This window comes from Pseudoalteromonas sp. Hal040 (assembly GCF_037162425.1).
In the GTDB taxonomy this organism is placed as follows: Bacteria; Pseudomonadota; Gammaproteobacteria; order Enterobacterales; family Alteromonadaceae; genus Pseudoalteromonas; species Pseudoalteromonas gelatinilytica.
Genome location: NZ_JARLUU010000001.1, coordinates 3,435,498 through 3,450,255 on the forward strand (window position 1 = coordinate 3,435,498; position 14,758 = coordinate 3,450,255).

Annotated in this window: 17 protein-coding genes; 5 read left to right on the plus strand and 12 right to left on the minus strand. The window is 42.8% G+C overall.

The features are described 5' to 3' along the window. Position 1 precedes the first annotated feature (1 nt). Genes rplV through rpsJ form a run of 7 tightly spaced genes read right to left on the minus strand, consistent with a single transcriptional unit; the run spans position 2 to position 3,382 of the window. Positions 2-334, minus strand: a complete 333-nt coding sequence (gene rplV / locus P4S60_RS16050; protein WP_004588690.1) for a 50S ribosomal protein L22 — start codon at positions 332-334, stop codon at positions 2-4. Positions 335-348: 14 nt separating this feature from the next. Next, positions 349-627: a 30S ribosomal protein S19 gene (gene rpsS / locus P4S60_RS16055; protein ID WP_337116599.1), complete on the minus strand. Its 279-nt coding sequence runs from the start codon at positions 625-627 to the stop codon at positions 349-351. 16 nt (positions 628-643) lie between these two features. Then, on the minus strand, positions 644-1,468 hold the full coding sequence (gene rplB, locus P4S60_RS16060) for a 50S ribosomal protein L2 (protein ID WP_063701045.1): 825 nt from the start codon (positions 1,466-1,468) through the stop codon (positions 644-646). A gap of 17 nt (positions 1,469-1,485) precedes the next feature. Further along, the gene (gene rplW, locus P4S60_RS16065; RefSeq protein WP_063701042.1) at positions 1,486-1,788 is read right to left on the minus strand and encodes a 50S ribosomal protein L23; all 303 of its coding nucleotides are present in this window, start codon (positions 1,786-1,788) and stop codon (positions 1,486-1,488) included. Beyond that, a complete protein-coding gene (rplD, locus tag P4S60_RS16070; RefSeq protein WP_063701040.1) occupies positions 1,785-2,390 on the minus strand; it encodes a 50S ribosomal protein L4 in 606 nt (201 codons plus the stop codon). Before rplD ends, rplW begins: the two co-directional genes overlap by 4 nt. Positions 2,391-2,407: 17 nt before the next feature. Further along, the gene (gene rplC, locus P4S60_RS16075) at positions 2,408-3,043 is read right to left on the minus strand and encodes a 50S ribosomal protein L3 (protein WP_036974218.1); all 636 of its coding nucleotides are present in this window, start codon (positions 3,041-3,043) and stop codon (positions 2,408-2,410) included. A gap of 27 nt (positions 3,044-3,070) precedes the next feature. After that, the gene (gene rpsJ, locus P4S60_RS16080) at positions 3,071-3,382 is read right to left on the minus strand and encodes a 30S ribosomal protein S10 (RefSeq protein WP_002957900.1); all 312 of its coding nucleotides are present in this window, start codon (positions 3,380-3,382) and stop codon (positions 3,071-3,073) included. A gap of 483 nt (positions 3,383-3,865) precedes the next feature. Between rpsJ and plsB the strand changes: the two genes are divergently transcribed. Then, positions 3,866-6,316: a glycerol-3-phosphate 1-O-acyltransferase PlsB gene (gene plsB, locus P4S60_RS16085; protein ID WP_337116600.1), complete on the plus strand. Its 2,451-nt coding sequence runs from the start codon at positions 3,866-3,868 to the stop codon at positions 6,314-6,316. On the opposite strand, the gene tesB is transcribed toward plsB, so the two are convergent. Continuing rightward, a complete protein-coding gene (gene tesB / locus P4S60_RS16090; RefSeq protein ID WP_063701036.1) occupies positions 6,313-7,170 on the minus strand; it encodes an acyl-CoA thioesterase II in 858 nt (285 codons plus the stop codon). The two genes, plsB and tesB, sit on opposite strands and share 4 nt — an antisense overlap. Before the next feature lie 79 nt (positions 7,171-7,249). On the opposite strand from tesB, the gene P4S60_RS16095 reads away from it, so the two are divergent. Together P4S60_RS16095 and P4S60_RS16100 are read left to right on the plus strand one after the other, a co-directional pair. Then, positions 7,250-7,711, plus strand: coding sequence for an EVE domain-containing protein (locus P4S60_RS16095; protein ID WP_188729137.1), 462 nt, complete (start codon positions 7,250-7,252; stop codon positions 7,709-7,711). 85 nt (positions 7,712-7,796) lie between these two features. Further along, complete coding sequence (locus P4S60_RS16100) at positions 7,797-8,828, plus strand: cytosolic protein (RefSeq protein WP_337116601.1); 1,032 nt, start codon at positions 7,797-7,799, stop codon at positions 8,826-8,828. A 41-nt stretch (positions 8,829-8,869) separates the two neighbouring features. On the opposite strand, the gene P4S60_RS16105 is transcribed toward P4S60_RS16100, so the two are convergent. Beyond that, positions 8,870-9,082 carry a hypothetical protein gene (locus tag P4S60_RS16105; RefSeq protein WP_063701030.1) on the minus strand — a complete coding sequence of 71 codons (213 nt, stop codon included), beginning with the start codon at positions 9,080-9,082 and terminating at the stop codon, positions 8,870-8,872. Positions 9,083-9,088: 6 nt separating this feature from the next. Next, on the minus strand, positions 9,089-10,153 hold the full coding sequence (locus tag P4S60_RS16110) for a potassium channel family protein (RefSeq protein ID WP_063701029.1): 1,065 nt from the start codon (positions 10,151-10,153) through the stop codon (positions 9,089-9,091). A gap of 145 nt (positions 10,154-10,298) precedes the next feature. Between P4S60_RS16110 and P4S60_RS16115 the strand changes: the two genes are divergently transcribed. Then, positions 10,299-11,252, plus strand: a complete 954-nt coding sequence (locus P4S60_RS16115; protein ID WP_119853723.1) for a chemotaxis protein CheV — start codon at positions 10,299-10,301, stop codon at positions 11,250-11,252. A 115-nt stretch (positions 11,253-11,367) separates the two neighbouring features. Further along, on the plus strand, positions 11,368-12,681 hold the full coding sequence (locus tag P4S60_RS16120; protein WP_337116602.1) for a short-chain fatty acid transporter: 1,314 nt from the start codon (positions 11,368-11,370) through the stop codon (positions 12,679-12,681). Between the two features lie 86 nt (positions 12,682-12,767). On the opposite strand, the gene P4S60_RS16125 is transcribed toward P4S60_RS16120, so the two are convergent. Beyond that, the gene (locus P4S60_RS16125) at positions 12,768-13,541 is read right to left on the minus strand and encodes an amidohydrolase (RefSeq protein WP_337116603.1); all 774 of its coding nucleotides are present in this window, start codon (positions 13,539-13,541) and stop codon (positions 12,768-12,770) included. Beyond that, entirely contained in the window at positions 13,529-14,671 is a 1,143-nt protein-coding gene (locus P4S60_RS16130) for a methionine aminotransferase (RefSeq protein WP_337116604.1), read from the minus strand. Before P4S60_RS16130 ends, P4S60_RS16125 begins: the two co-directional genes overlap by 13 nt. Between the last annotated feature and the right edge of the window lie 87 nt (positions 14,672-14,758).

Below are 14,758 nucleotides of genomic sequence, written 5' to 3' on the forward strand. Positions count from 1 at the left end.
CCTAGCTATCTGAAACCACAACAGTGATGTGGCTTGTACGCTTAAGGATGCGGTCAGCGCGTCCTTTAGCACGTGGCATAATACGCTTCATTGTAGGACCATCGTCCACAAAGATCGTAGTTACACGAAGCTCATCAATGTCAGCACCTTCGTTATGCTCTGCGTTAGCAATAGCAGACTCAAGTACTTTCTTAACTAATACAGCCGCTTTTTTAGGGCTGTACGCCAGGATTTCTAGAGCGCGATCAACCGGAAGTCCGCGGATCTGATCTGCAACTAGACGTGCTTTTTGCGCCGAACCAGAGGCGAATTTATGTTTAGCTAATGCTTGCATTTATCATTCCCCTCTTAACGTTTCTTCGCTTTCTTATCCGCGACGTGACCGCGGTAAGTGCGAGTTGGTGCAAATTCACCTAGTTTGTGACCGATCATTTCGTCTGTGATGAACACAGGAACGTGCTGACGACCATTATGGACAGCGATGGTCAATCCGATCATGTTAGGTATGATCATTGAACGACGGCTCCAAGTTTTAATTGGCTTCTTGTCACCGCTTTCCAACGCTTTCTCTACCTTCTTCAGCAAGTGTAGGTCAATAAAAGGACCTTTCTTGAGAGAACGTGGCATGGCTATTCCTCAACTATTATTTAGTACGACGACGTACGATAAACTTATCAGTACGCTTGTTCTTACGTGTCTTAGCACCTTTAGTCGGTTTACCCCATGGAGACACAGGATGACGACCACCAGATGTACGACCTTCACCACCACCGTGCGGGTGATCTACCGGGTTCATGGCAACACCACGAACTGTCGGACGGATACCACGCCAGCGATTTGCACCAGCTTTACCTAGTGAACGAAGCATATGCTCAGCATTACCTACTTCACCAAGTGTTGCGCGACAGTCAGCTGGAACTTTACGAACTTCGCCAGAACGAAGACGTAGAGTCACGTATTGACCTTCACGTGCAAGGATTTGAACGTATGCACCAGCAGAACGTGCGATTTGAGCACCTTTACCTGGTTTTAATTCTACGTTGTGAACAGTCGAACCTACAGGCATGTTACGCATTGGTAATGTGTTACCAGCTTTGATTGGTGCATCAACACCAGACTGGATTGAATCACCAGCTTGTAAGCCTTTAGGTGCAATAATGTAACGACGCTCACCGTCTGCATATAATACAAGAGCGATGTTTGCGCTACGGTTTGGATCATACTCTAGACGCTCAACAACAGCTGGAATGCCATCTTTAGTGCGTTTAAAGTCGATTACACGGTAATGATGCTTGTGACCACCACCGATGTGACGAACCGTGATACGACCTTTGTTATTACGACCACCAGACTTAGAGTTTTTCTCTAGTAGTGGTGCGTAAGGTTTACCCTTATGAAGATCTGGGTTAACCACTTTAACCAGGTGACGACGACCCGCAGAAGTTGGTTTACACTTTTGAAGTGCCATAATTCTAACTCCCCTTATTACTCGGCGCCGCCGACAAAGTCTAGCTCGCTACCTTCTTTAAGAGTAACGTAAGCTTTCTTCCAGTCTGAACGACGACCGAAACGCATGCCAGTACGTTTTGTTTTACCCTTAACGTTTAGTGTGCGAACACCAGTTACTTCTACTTCAAAAAGCTTCTCAACTGCAGCTTTAACTTCAGCTTTAGTTGCATCTTTAGCTACTTTGAAAACAATCGTGTTGTTCTCTTCAGCAGAGATAGTGCTTTTTTCAGAGATGTGTGGAGCAAGGATCACTTTTAAAAGACGTTCTTCACGGATCATGCTAGCGCCTCCTCAAGTTGCTTAACAGCAGCAGCTGTAATAAGTACCTTATCGAAAGCGATTAGGCTTACAGGATCGATACCAGCTACATCACGCGTGTCAACCTTGTACAGGTTACGTGCCGATAAGAATAGATTCTCATCTAATTCTTCAGTCACGATTAGAACATCTTTAAGCTCAAGTTCTTTAAGCTTAGCAACTAGTTCTTTAGTTTTTGGTGCTTCAAGACCAAACTGTTCAACAACGATTAAACGCTCTTGACGAACTAATTCAGATAAGATGCTTTTGATCGCACCGCGGTACATTTTACGGTTTACTTTTTGGCTGTGGTCTTGTGGTTTAGCTGCGAAGCTAACGCCACCTGAACGCCAAATTGGGCTACGAATTGTACCAGCACGTGCACGGCCAGTACCTTTTTGAGACCATGGTTTTTTACCACCACCGCTAACTTCAGAACGTGTCTTCTGAGCACGAGTACCTTGACGAGCACCTGCTGCGTAAGCAACAACTACTTGGTGTACTAATGCTTCGTTAAACTCACGTCCAAAAGTAGCTTCAGAAACTTCAAGAGCGCCAGAAGCGTCTTTAATTGCTAATTCCATCACTAAATCTCCAGGACTTATGCTTTAACAGCTGGTTTAACGATAACGTCACCGCCGATAGCGCCAGGTACTGCACCTTTAACTAAAAGCAAGTTACGCTCAGCGTCAACGCGAACTAGTTCTAAGTTTTGAGTCGTTACACGCTCAGCACCCATGTGACCGGCCATTTTCTTACCTTTGAACACCTTACCAGGTGATTGGTTTTGACCGATTGAACCAGGAGCACGGTGAGATAGAGAGTTACCGTGAGTAGCGTCTTGCATGCTGAAGTTCCAGCGCTTAACACCACCTTGGAAACCTTTACCTTTAGAAGTACCGGTTACGTCAACTTTGTTGATTTCGTTGAATAATTCAACAGTAAGCTCAGCGCCTACTTCAAAATCGCCTTCACCACCATTTAGGCGGAATTCCCACAGACCGCGACCCGCTTCAACACCAGCTTTAGCGAAGTGACCCGCTGCTGCTTTGTTTACACGGCTTGCTTTTTTAGTGCCTGCGGTTACTTGAAGCGCGTTATAACCGTCTGTTGCTTCAGATTTGATCTGAGCAATACGGTTAGGTGTCGCTTCGATAACTGTCACAGGGATAGATACACCATCTTCAGTGAAGATACGTGTCATACCCACTTTACGACCGACTAGACCTAATGCCATTTTCCTAAAACCTCTCTAATCTTCCGATTAACCCAGGCTGATTTGAACATCAACACCAGCAGCAAGATCTAAACGCATAAGAGCGTCAACAGTCTTGTCAGTTGGTTCTACGATGTCGATCAGACGTTTATGGGTGCGGATTTCGTACTGATCACGCGCGTCTTTGTTTACGTGCGGTGAAGTTAGTACAGTAAAACGTTCAAAGCGTGTAGGTAGTGGAATTGGACCACGTACTTGAGCGCCAGTGCGTTTCGCAGTTTCCACGATTTCCGCCGTTGATTGGTCAATCAAACGGTGGTCAAAAGCTTTTAGGCGAATACGAATGCGTTGATTTGACATTCTTAAACCTCAATATAAAGAGCATTTAAAAAGAGCATAAAAAAACGACCGAAACAATCTTACTAACTAAGATGTCGGCTGTTCTCTTATATCTACGTTGAATTCCAAATCGGAATTCCTGTTTATTAGCTTGAAATCCAAGCTTAATCTATCCTTCCAAGTTCCCGAGGGAATTTTGAAAGCCTGCGTATTATAGTGAGATTGGTGATAAATGCAACAACTTTTTAGAATTAAAAGCGACAAGGCCGCCTTTAGATTAAATTTCGATTAAATACGAACTATATTCAGCTTCGCTATGTCTTTGCTTTACTATAGTTAATTTGAATAAATGCAAAAGCAGAAGAATCGCAATGGTCAGTCCAGTTAATAATTGTTATTCTATGCCGCTTATTTTTGGCCACTCTCGGTCTATTTAATATTTACTGATACCAATTTACATAATGAGATGCCTTTGTAAATTGGTGTAATAGCTTTGGTGAGTTGATGCGTATCATTAATCGTTGTTTAAATTTCATTTCTGCCGGTATGAACCGCTTGTTTGTAAAAAGTAAGGTGCTGCCAGAAAACCCGATTGAACAATACAATCTTAATCCAGCCAACCCGACCTTCTATATCGTTAGGCTAAATGCGCGCTCAGATTTAGCCGCACTGGCACGGGTATGTAAAAAGTATGGTTTACCAAACCCGACGCAAGAGCAACTGTTAGGTAATGCTGAACTAGAGCGTTTTATTGGTATTCAAAACCCACCTCCGCTGTTTGGCAATAAAAGCAAACCAAGTAATGCGCTGCAGCAAGGCAAACAAATTATCGATCATCTGATGCAATCAGGTGAGAAAAACGTCCAAGTGATCCCAGTGACTATTTTATGGGGCCGAAATCCGGGTAAAGAGAAGCCAGGCTTAGGCACGTTAGTGTCGCATTCGTTAACCCCAAGCTGGTTTCGCAAGTTCTTTGTATTGCTATTCTCAGGCCGCGATAACTTTATCCGTTTTAGCCAACCGCTCGACTTATCATTACTGGTCAATGAAAAAGCCGATGTTGATGAACTACCACATAAGCTTTTACGTGTTGCTCGCGTGCACTTTCGCCGTCAAAAATTGGCAGCGACAGGCCCGAAAATGCCATCACGTGAACAACTATTTAATTCGCTACTAGCCTCACCCACAATTAAAAAAGCGATTCAAATAGAAGCAAAAGAAAAGAACATCAGCCAAGAGCAAGCGCGTCAAAATGCGCTGAAATTACTTGATGAGATTGCGGCAAATTATAGTGATGCCACCATTCGTGTAGCAGATAGAATTTTAACCTGGCTATGGAATAAGCTTTATAACGGTATTGATATTAAGTTTTCTGAGCAAGTCCATGAGCTCACAGATAAAGGTCACGAAATTATCTATATGCCATGTCACCGCTCGCACATGGATTACTTATTGCTGACCTACTCTATTTACCATTTAGGGTTAGTACCGCCGCATATCGTCGCGGGTATCAACTTAAATTTCTTCCCAGCCGGTGGTGTATTCCGTCGCAGTGGTGCTTTTTTTATTCGCCGTTCATTCGCGGGCAATAAGTTATATTCATCAGTATTTAAAGAGTACCTGAGTCAGTTATTCATTAAAGGTTACTCGGTGAAGTTTTACACGGAAGGCGGCCGCAGTCGTACAGGCCGCTTATTACCGCCAAAAACAGGCATGCTCGCTATGACGTTACAAGCGATGCTCCGTGGCATTGATCGTCCAATTTCAATTGTGCCTGTGTATATTGGTTATGAACATGTGATGGAAATTAATACCTACTTAAAAGAACTTGCCGGCAACGACAAAAAAGGTGAGTCGGTATTAGGTATTTTCAAAGCTATTAAAAATCTGAAGAACTATGGCCGTGGTTACTTAAACTTTGGCGATCCTATATCGATTAACCAATACTTGAATGAACAGCAGCCTGATTGGCGCGAGTCTATTCACCCAACCGACGTACAAAAGCCGCAATGGCTTGGACCGCAGGTTGCCAACCTTGCTGATAAAGTAATGGTTAATATTAACAGCGCCGCTGCACTCAATGCAGTGAATCTTCTCGCGATGATTTTACTGGTAAATGATAAGCACGCGTTAAGTAAGCCTAAGTTGATTGCTCAGCTTGAGTTTTATTTACATTTACAGCGTAGCGCCAGCTACAGCGACAAGGTAACCACTCCTAATGAAAGTGCTGAGCAGCTATTAGAGCATGCCCTTAAACTTAATAAGTTTGATGTTATCAGTGATGAATTTGGCGAAATTATCGCTATCAATGATAAAGAGAAAACGTTATTCAATTACTACCGTAATAACGTATTACACTTATTTGCTGTACCAAGCTTGCTGGCACTGCATTTATTTAAGGCACATAAAACGACGATGGCAGATTGCCAAGCCCTGATCGCACGTTTTTATCCATTATTTGCCAAAGAGTGGTTCTTACATGAGTTAGATGAAAACTACATTACGCGTGTTCTTGCTAGTTTCGTTGACCAAGATCTGATTGAAATTGAGGGTGATAATATCAAGATCACTAACAGCAACGACTGCTTGGCAAAACTTGAAATGCTCGGCCGCGCTTTAAGCTTAACATTACAACGCTACGCTATCGTGGTTGGATTTATTCAAACAAGTAGCGGTATTGAACGTGAAGAACTTGAGCACGAAAGCCAAGTATTAGCAGAACGTTTAGGTACCTTGCACGGCATTAAAACCCCTGAGTTCTTTGACAAAAAAGTACTTATTGGTTTTATTTCAAGCTTGCGAGAGCAAAAACTAATTACAGAGACAGAGCAAGGCTTAACGGGTAGTAATGAGCTGTGTGAAGTGTATTTATATCTTAAAGCATTGCTGCCAGCACGGGTCTGGCAGTCAATTGACGACATAGTGCAAAGCCAAGCTCAGCACGCAAAAGATTAACGCTGACGCATTACCCCTTCTTGGATCGTTGAGGCAACAAGGTTGCCTTGACGGTCAAAGAATTGACCTCGTACCAATCCTCGACCTGAGCTCGCACTTGGGCTATCAATCGAATATAAAATCCAATCATCAAGTCTAAACGGACGGTGGAACCACATTGCATGGTCAATCGTCGCAACCTGCATGTTAGGCTGCATAAACGATACACCGTGCGGTTGTAACGCCGTTGGTAAAAACTCAAAGTCAGATGCGTACGCAAGTAAGTAGTTATGGATACGCTGATCGTCTGGCATCTCACCATTGGCTTTAAACCAAATATGTTTAACCGGCTCCATCACTTGTGGCTTAAATGGGTTATGAAAGGTCACTGGACGCATTTCGATGGGCACTTCACGAATAAACTTATTGCGAATTGGTTCAGGAATAAGCTCTGCATTCGCTTGGTAGAACTCAAGTGAAGACTTTAACTCTTCAGGCTGTGGTACGTCTGGCATTTGTGCTTGATGCGATAAGCCCTCTTCTTCACCTTGGAAAGAAGCGGTCATGTAAAAAATGGGCTTACCGTATTGGATTGCTTTGACACGGCGAGTACTAAAACTTTTACCATCGCGAATATTTTCTACATCATATACGATTGGTTTAGCAGCATCACCCGGACGTAGAAAGTATGAATGCAACGAATGAACAATACGCCCTTCTGGTAACGTTTCTTTAGCGGCCGATAATGCTTGGCCCATTACTTGGCCCCCGAAAACCGCTCTAAATCCTAAATCTTGGCTTTGGCCGCGATACAAGCCTTGCTCAATTTCTTCTAACGACAACAACGACAGTAAGTCATCTAATACTTGGCTCATTTATTTATCCTCAATCCCGACAAGCGTTTAATGATACTATAGACTAATTGGAAGTAAATCTTTGTAAGAGCACCTCATTATGGCTTATTGGCTTTTAAAAACAGAACCCGATGCATTTTCAATTGATGATCTAAAAAACGCTCCTGAGCAAACCTCTATGTGGGATGGCGTGCGCAATTATCAAGCCCGAAACTTTCTACGCGATGGCTTTAAACAAGGCGACTTGGTGATGATTTATCATTCAAGTTGTAAGCAAGTAGGGGTAGCAGGAATAGCCACGGTCAGCCGAGAAGCTTATGCCGACCCAACACAATTTGATTTAAACAGCGATTACTACGATGCCAAAGCAACCGCTGATAACCCGCGCTGGTATGTCGTTGATGTAACCTATCAATCACACCTGAAAAAACTGGTTAGCCTGCAAGCAATTAAAGCCAATGATGCAATCACCGAAATTGCCCTTAAAAAAGGCGGTCGGCTATCTGTAATGCCTGTAACTGAACATGATTGGCAACAGATAATCGCAATGAGCGAGCGCTAAGCATATAAAATAGCGGCCATTTTTAATGAGCTGCTATTTTTGCTATAATTCGCCACCTTTATTTAAGAGGGTACGTGGGGGATGTATGAAATTATTATATTGGTTAGATGAATGGACCAACCTGCCCCGCGATGCACAACAAAGCCAAGTCCCCTTTAGCGGCGGTGATTTACTTGGTGATGTGTATGTGAAATACCATATCATCGATGCAAATAAGCCTCTGCTATTTACCTTCTCACCTGCCGGAACCAACTACCAAGAACATGATCTCACAGATGATTTTTCGCCCTGGGCTTATAAGCTCGCGAAAAAACAAGATGTGAATGTGATTGCCTTTCAGCATTTAGGTATTAGTAACTGGTTTAGACACCGCAACTTATTATTTTTTATTGAGCAATTAGCGCCGCTGATTGGCGGATTTAAAGAGCGCTTAGGATATGGTTTGAGCCGCGGTGGCTTTGCTGTAGGAGCCTTTGCCAATTTGTTGAAGCTTGATAAGGTCTTATTATTTCACCCTGTCAGCACAAAAAATAAAGACAAAGCGCCGTGGGATGACCGTTCTAGCACAGATATCGCGCAAAAGTTCGATTGGAATGGCGACTATCACGATTTAGATTTAGGCCAAGCAAAGGGTTATATTATTTACGACCCGACCAATCGCATTGACCGAGCTCATGCAAAACGCTACCCACAACTCACCCATTTACGGGTGTTTGGTATGGGCCACAGTGTTCATGCAACATATCTCAATAAGTTTGGTTTTTATAAAGATGTGGCCGTTGATTTTATTCGCCACCAGCAAGTCGATATTGCACAATTCCGCCAACAAACAAAAACGCTACGATTTAAAGAAGACTATTACCGTCGACTCAATAAGGCCAACAAAACATCGCCACATCGCTTAGCGCTACTGAGCACCGCCCACACTATTTTAACTGAAGAAAAAGCGGAGCATCTGCAAGAGCAAAAAGATGCGATCGATGTGCAGCCACTGATTGATGTGGCCATCAAACATCAGGATGCGCACCCCAAAGATGCCATTAAAATTTTAGAAGTCGCGCAGCAGCTATCGCCAAATGATCCTTTGATTGAGCATAAACTAAAGCAATTGAAGTAATTAGCAGCTTAAAGCTGTAAGGCTGCAATAAGTAAAAGATGCTAACTCTTAGGTTTCACTTTACGGTGTTTTTTGACCCGCCCGTGTTTGGGGATAATAGTTAAGTACATCACTAAAGCTAACCACGAAAAGAAGATGATACCGATTAACCAAGCATTCTTTTCGTGGCCCTGAGTGCGTTTACTATTGAGCACAATGACCACAGGTAAAATGTAGGCACTCAATACAATAATTAAAAACGCAACTTCATTCATAGATCATCATACCAACGCTGACCAATCAACTTCATCGCTCAATACTCGTTCTGCAGCAATATAATGCAAAATATCGCCTTCACTTACTACATAATCCAGCGGCGGGTTTAGGTCCATATTTTTTGCACTCAAATTATGTGCTACACCGAGTAATATCGCATCGTGGCTGTATTTAAAGTGATGAAACAGCTTGCCAAATTCCATTGCTTGCACGCCTTTTGGAATAGGTAAACTAAACTGAGTATCACCATGAAGTGTTGATAACAACTCTTCTTGCACCCGGCTTGAACCTGGATCTTGCATTGAACGTACTAAGATTTCGGCTGATTTAGCACTGCTACATTCAACATTGTGACAGTGCTCATGCAGCATTTCGATTTTAGTTTCGTCAGTAAAGTGCGCACTTATGTGACAATGCTTATTTACTAACTTGCTGATACGCAATGCTGTTGTGAACGTTTGATCATCATCTTGACCATCAATGATAATTTTATCAGCGCGTTCAATCGCGATTCTTTTCAACTCATCTAGGTCGGTAAAGCTACTAAGACGAGCAAAATCAACCATTGGATTTGTTAAAAATGGGTGCTCCATTTGTTCAGTAACCGCCAATAGAATTCGACGATCTAAGCGTTTCTGATCAGCAAGAATATAGTCAACCATCTTCTTAGTTCGAGTATCGTGCCAACCAAAAATAATAATGTGATTGTTTATATGTGCGAAGCTTTTATCACCCGTCATAGCGCGCCTGATTAAGTAAGTTACTGTTTGCCCTGTTTTTCCCAACAGAACACCAAATAGTGCTAAACCAAAAGGTATTTGCAGTAATGCAACAATCCAGCGGCCAAGCTCGGTGCTGGCACTAAAGTCGCCATAGCCAACCGTTGATGTTGTCACAACATAATAATATACGTAGGTACTTAGTGGTGTTAAAGCTTGCTCTCCTGCAAGCATAAGCAGCCACCATATAAGTAGCATATGCAAAAGCGTGGTAACGACCACAGCCTGCCAACTTACTTGATCAATATGACTGCGGATAAGTACCACTATACGATTTAATAAATAGTGCATGATCCTTGCGAATTATCGTAGAAGAAATTAACGATACGGTACTGGAATGCCAGCTCTTTGGCAACTGATGGAAAATTCCTAATGCATGTCGATGAAAAATAATAGTAGACTATACTATCTCTGTATTAGGTGTTTAGGGTGAAATATGTCAGGTGTTCTTGCTTCTGTTGATAAGCGTACGCAACTGGTCGGTGAAAACCGCTTAGAGCTTTTGCTATTTTACCTACACAGCCGTCACTTATTTGCACTCAATGTGTTTAAAGTTAAGGAAGTGGTAAAGCTGCCACATATTAGCAAAATTCCTCACGCGCATCCTAAAGTGTCGGGCGTGGTTGATATTCGCGGTGAATCAATTCCGGTGATTGATTTGCGCAAAGCAATTAACATGCCTGAAGCGAAACACATCGAAGATACAAACCTCGTCATCACTGAATACAATCGCACCGTACAAGGCTTTTTAATTGGCAAGGTTGATCAGATCATTAATATGACTTGGTCAGACATTATGCCGCCGCCAACCGCAATTGGTAAAAATCACTACCTCACAGCCTTAACAAAAGTAAAACGCGATGGCCAAGAGCATTTGGTTGAAATAATCGATGTAGAAAAAGTACTTGCCGAAATCGTCGAGTACGAGGTTCACATTTCTGAAGATATTCTTGATAAGAGTATCGTAAACGAATTTGCAGGCCGCAAAATTCTTCATGCTGATGATTCACCAACGGCTCGTAAACAAGTAAGCGATACTTTATCGCAGCTTGGCATCGAGATTATTCCTGCTCGTAACGGACTTGAGGCACTCGAAATGCTAAAAGGCTGGGCTGATCAAGGCAGAGATGTTGAAAAAGAATTACTTATGGTGATCACCGATGCAGAAATGCCCGCAATGGATGGTTATCGTTTAACACACGAAATTCGCAACGACAGCCGAATGAAGAACCTACATATCGTGCTCAACACATCCTTGAGTGGTAGCTTTAACCAAGCTTTGGTCGAGAAGGTTGGCTGTAATGCGTTCTTATCTAAGTTCCAGCCAATACTGTTAGTCGAAGAAGTGCAAGCCCGCTTAAAAGCCGTGCTTGAGCAAGATTCACAGTAAGCGTTTTTAGCATCCAGTTTTAAAAACATACGCTAAAGCAACGGCGTCGCAATTTGCCAATCATCGTTATTCATGATTTATTGGCATTATCGATTCGACGACAACAATAAAAACTATGCTAAATCGCGTTGCTAAACCATTCACTAAACTAGTTGAGCGTTACCTACCCGACCCGTTTATATTTGTTATTTTGCTCACCTTACTGAGCTTCATCGTTGCAAGCCTCTTTACCCCATCAACACCCACACAAGTACTTGCCGCTTGGGGTGGAGGGTTTTGGAACCTATTACAATTTGCCATGCAAATGCTGCTGGTTCTGCTAACGGGCTATATGCTAGCAAGTACTCCCGTTATGCGCAGTTTACTCAATAAATTGGCAACTCTCGCCAACAGCCCAGCTAAAGCAATCATTCTCGTGACCCTCGTATCTTTGCTAGCTAGCTGGCTAAATTGGGGCTTTGGTTTAGTGATTGGCGCTTTGTTCGCCAAAGCAATTGCGAAACAAACCCGCGTTGATTACCGTTTATTAGTAGCCAGTGCCTATTCAGGCTTTATTGTTTGGCATGGTGGCTTAGCCGGTTCAGTGCCGCTGACCATCGCAACCGATGGCCATTTTGCACAGCAAAGTATTGGGGTAATAGGCACCGAAAACACGATTTTTTCGGCATTTAATATCGCTATTGTTGTGGGCTTATTTATTATCATGCCGCTTGTAAATCGCTATATGTTGCCAAGCGAAAAAGACAGCGTTTATGTTGACCCCGCAAAGCTTGAAGATAAATCAAAGCAAGCAGATACACCCACCCGCCCCGCCGAAGTAATTGAACATAGCCGTTTGCTAGGTATGGGGATAGGTGCTGTTGGTCTTGCCTATTTATTCTATTATTTTGTGTTAAACGGAGGCGGCTTAAACTTAAATAGCGTGATCGCGATTTTCTTATTTAGCGCAATTTTACTGCATCAAACACCGCATAATTTACTCAGTAGCTTACAGCAAGCAATTCCCAGCGGAGCTGGCATAGTGATTCAATTTCCGTTTTATGCAGGGATCATGGCTATCATGGTAAAAACGGGACTTGCTCAACAATTCTCTGAAGGATTTATTGCCATTGCAACAGCCGAAACGCTGCCTTTTTGGAGTTTTTTAAGTGCAGGGTTTGTGAATATCTTTGTGCCATCAGGCGGCGGTCAGTGGGCAGTGCAAGCGCCAATTGTCATTCCCGCCGCACAATCACTTGGTGCTGATATGCCACGTGTTGCTATGGCTGTCGCATGGGGTGATGCTTGGACCAACCTAATTCAGCCGTTCTGGGCACTCCCTGTTCTCGCTATTGCTGGTTTAAAAGCCAAAGACATCATGGGCTTTTGCTTAGTGCAACTAGTGATCACTGGCGTGTTTATATCTGTGATGCTGAGCTTTTATCCTTAATAGCCATATTAAGGTAAGTATTGAGTAGAGCTCATGATTAGTTTTAGTAAATAGGCAAATCATGAGCTTAAAGTTATGCAGTGCAATTACAGTAATTGAAATTGGTCAGCATCTAAGTGAGCAGGAAAAGCCTTTCTAAAGTCATCTAACGGTGATTTTTCTAAGCGCTTAATAATGATACCCGATTGGTTATCTTCAAGCGTAGCCAAAGTATCACCTTTAAAATCATAAACTGCGGTGCCACCACTGTGAGCAATATCATTACCATCTGCACCAATACGATTGACGCCCACGACATAACACACGTTTTCCATTGCGCGTGCTTTTAACAGGGTATCCCATACATGGCGACGTGCCGCCGGCCAATTGGCTACGTTGATCATCACATCATAGTCATTGCAGTTTCGTTGGAATACAGGAAAGCGCAAGTCGTAACACACTTGCGGTAAAATGCGAAAATCATTGATTGTGAATATCTCGCGTTGCGTACCTGCTGCAACAAAATTACCTTCGTTACCTAAGCAGAATAAATGGCGTTTATCGTAATACTTTACTTCACCATTTGGCCAAACCCAATAAAATCGATTGGCCTTTTTGTCACCTTTTGCAACTAAAACAGAACCAGCAATCACGGCATTCTTTTGCTTCGCAGTGGCTTGTAACCAGCTAAGTACTTCGCCTTGTTCAGGCTCACTGCAATCTAGATTAATCGCAAAACCCGTGGCAAACGTTTCTGGCAAGACAATTAACTCGACCTGCTCGTTTAAGTTATTAAGCTGCTCAGAAAAATGCGTAAGATTAGCGCTTTTATCAAGCCAATGCAGTGATGACTGCACTAAAGCCAAGGTTAAAGTTGACATAAAATCTCCGCGGCACGTTTTAATGTGTCATCATTTTTTGCAAAACATAAACGAATCACTTTGTCGCTGCTTGCAGTGTTATAAAACACACTGAGTGGTACAGCTGCAACACCCGCTTGCTCAACCAGCCATTGGCAAAACTCAACATCATCAAGATCAGACACATCACTGTAATCGAGTAGCAAAAAGTAGGTGCCTTCACTTGGTAATATTTTAAAACGGCTTTGCGCTAGTGCTTCGCTGAGCAAGTCGCGTTTTTGTTGATAAAAACAACTAAGTTCATCAACATGTTCTGGCTCTAACTCAAGCATATCAGCTAGTGCATGCTGGGCAGGCGTAAAACTTGAAAAGGTCACATATTGGTGAATTTTACGAAACTCTACCATCAACTGTGCAGGTGCAACACAATAACCCATCTTCCAGCCGGTACTATGAAAGGTTTTGCCAAAGCTTGAGATAACAAAACTATGTGCAAATAGCTCAGGGTCGGTCAGCGCACTTAAATGCAAAGCGCCATCAAAGGTAATGTGCTCATACACTTCATCACTAATTACATATAAATCATGCTTAGCAACAAGCGCTTTAAGGGCGTTAATATCTTCTGTTTTAAAGATTTTACCGCTTGGGTTATGTGGCGTGTTGATGATGATGACACGTGTTTTGTCTGTGATGACATCGGCTACGGCTTGCCAATCGATTTTATAATCTGGCGCATGCAAAGCAACATGAACTGAACGACCACCTGCAAGTTCAATTGCCGGTTGGTAAGAGTCATAAGCAGGGTCAAACACCACCACTTCGTCACCCTCTTTGACAAGTGCTTGAATCGCTACAAATAATGCCTCTGTTGCCCCTGACGTAACAGTAACTTGTTGCTCGTAATTTATGTTGTTATGGTATTTTCTCGCTATCAGAGCCGCTATTTGCTGTTGTAGCTTTGCAATACCACTTGAAGGCGCATATTGATTTACCCCCTCAAGTACATAATGATTGAGTTGTTTTTTTAGCAATTCAGGTGCATCAAACTCAGGAAAACCCTGAGATAAGTTAATAGCTTGATACTGATTTGCCAGAGCTGTCATTTGACTAAAAATGCTGGTGCCTAAATTCGGCAATTTACTTTCAAACACAGAGGTTCCTTAAAGATGGTTTTGCGCCCGAAGCGATGCTATCATTGCTTAAAACAGATGTATAGCCGTCTAAATAACTTTTAGAAT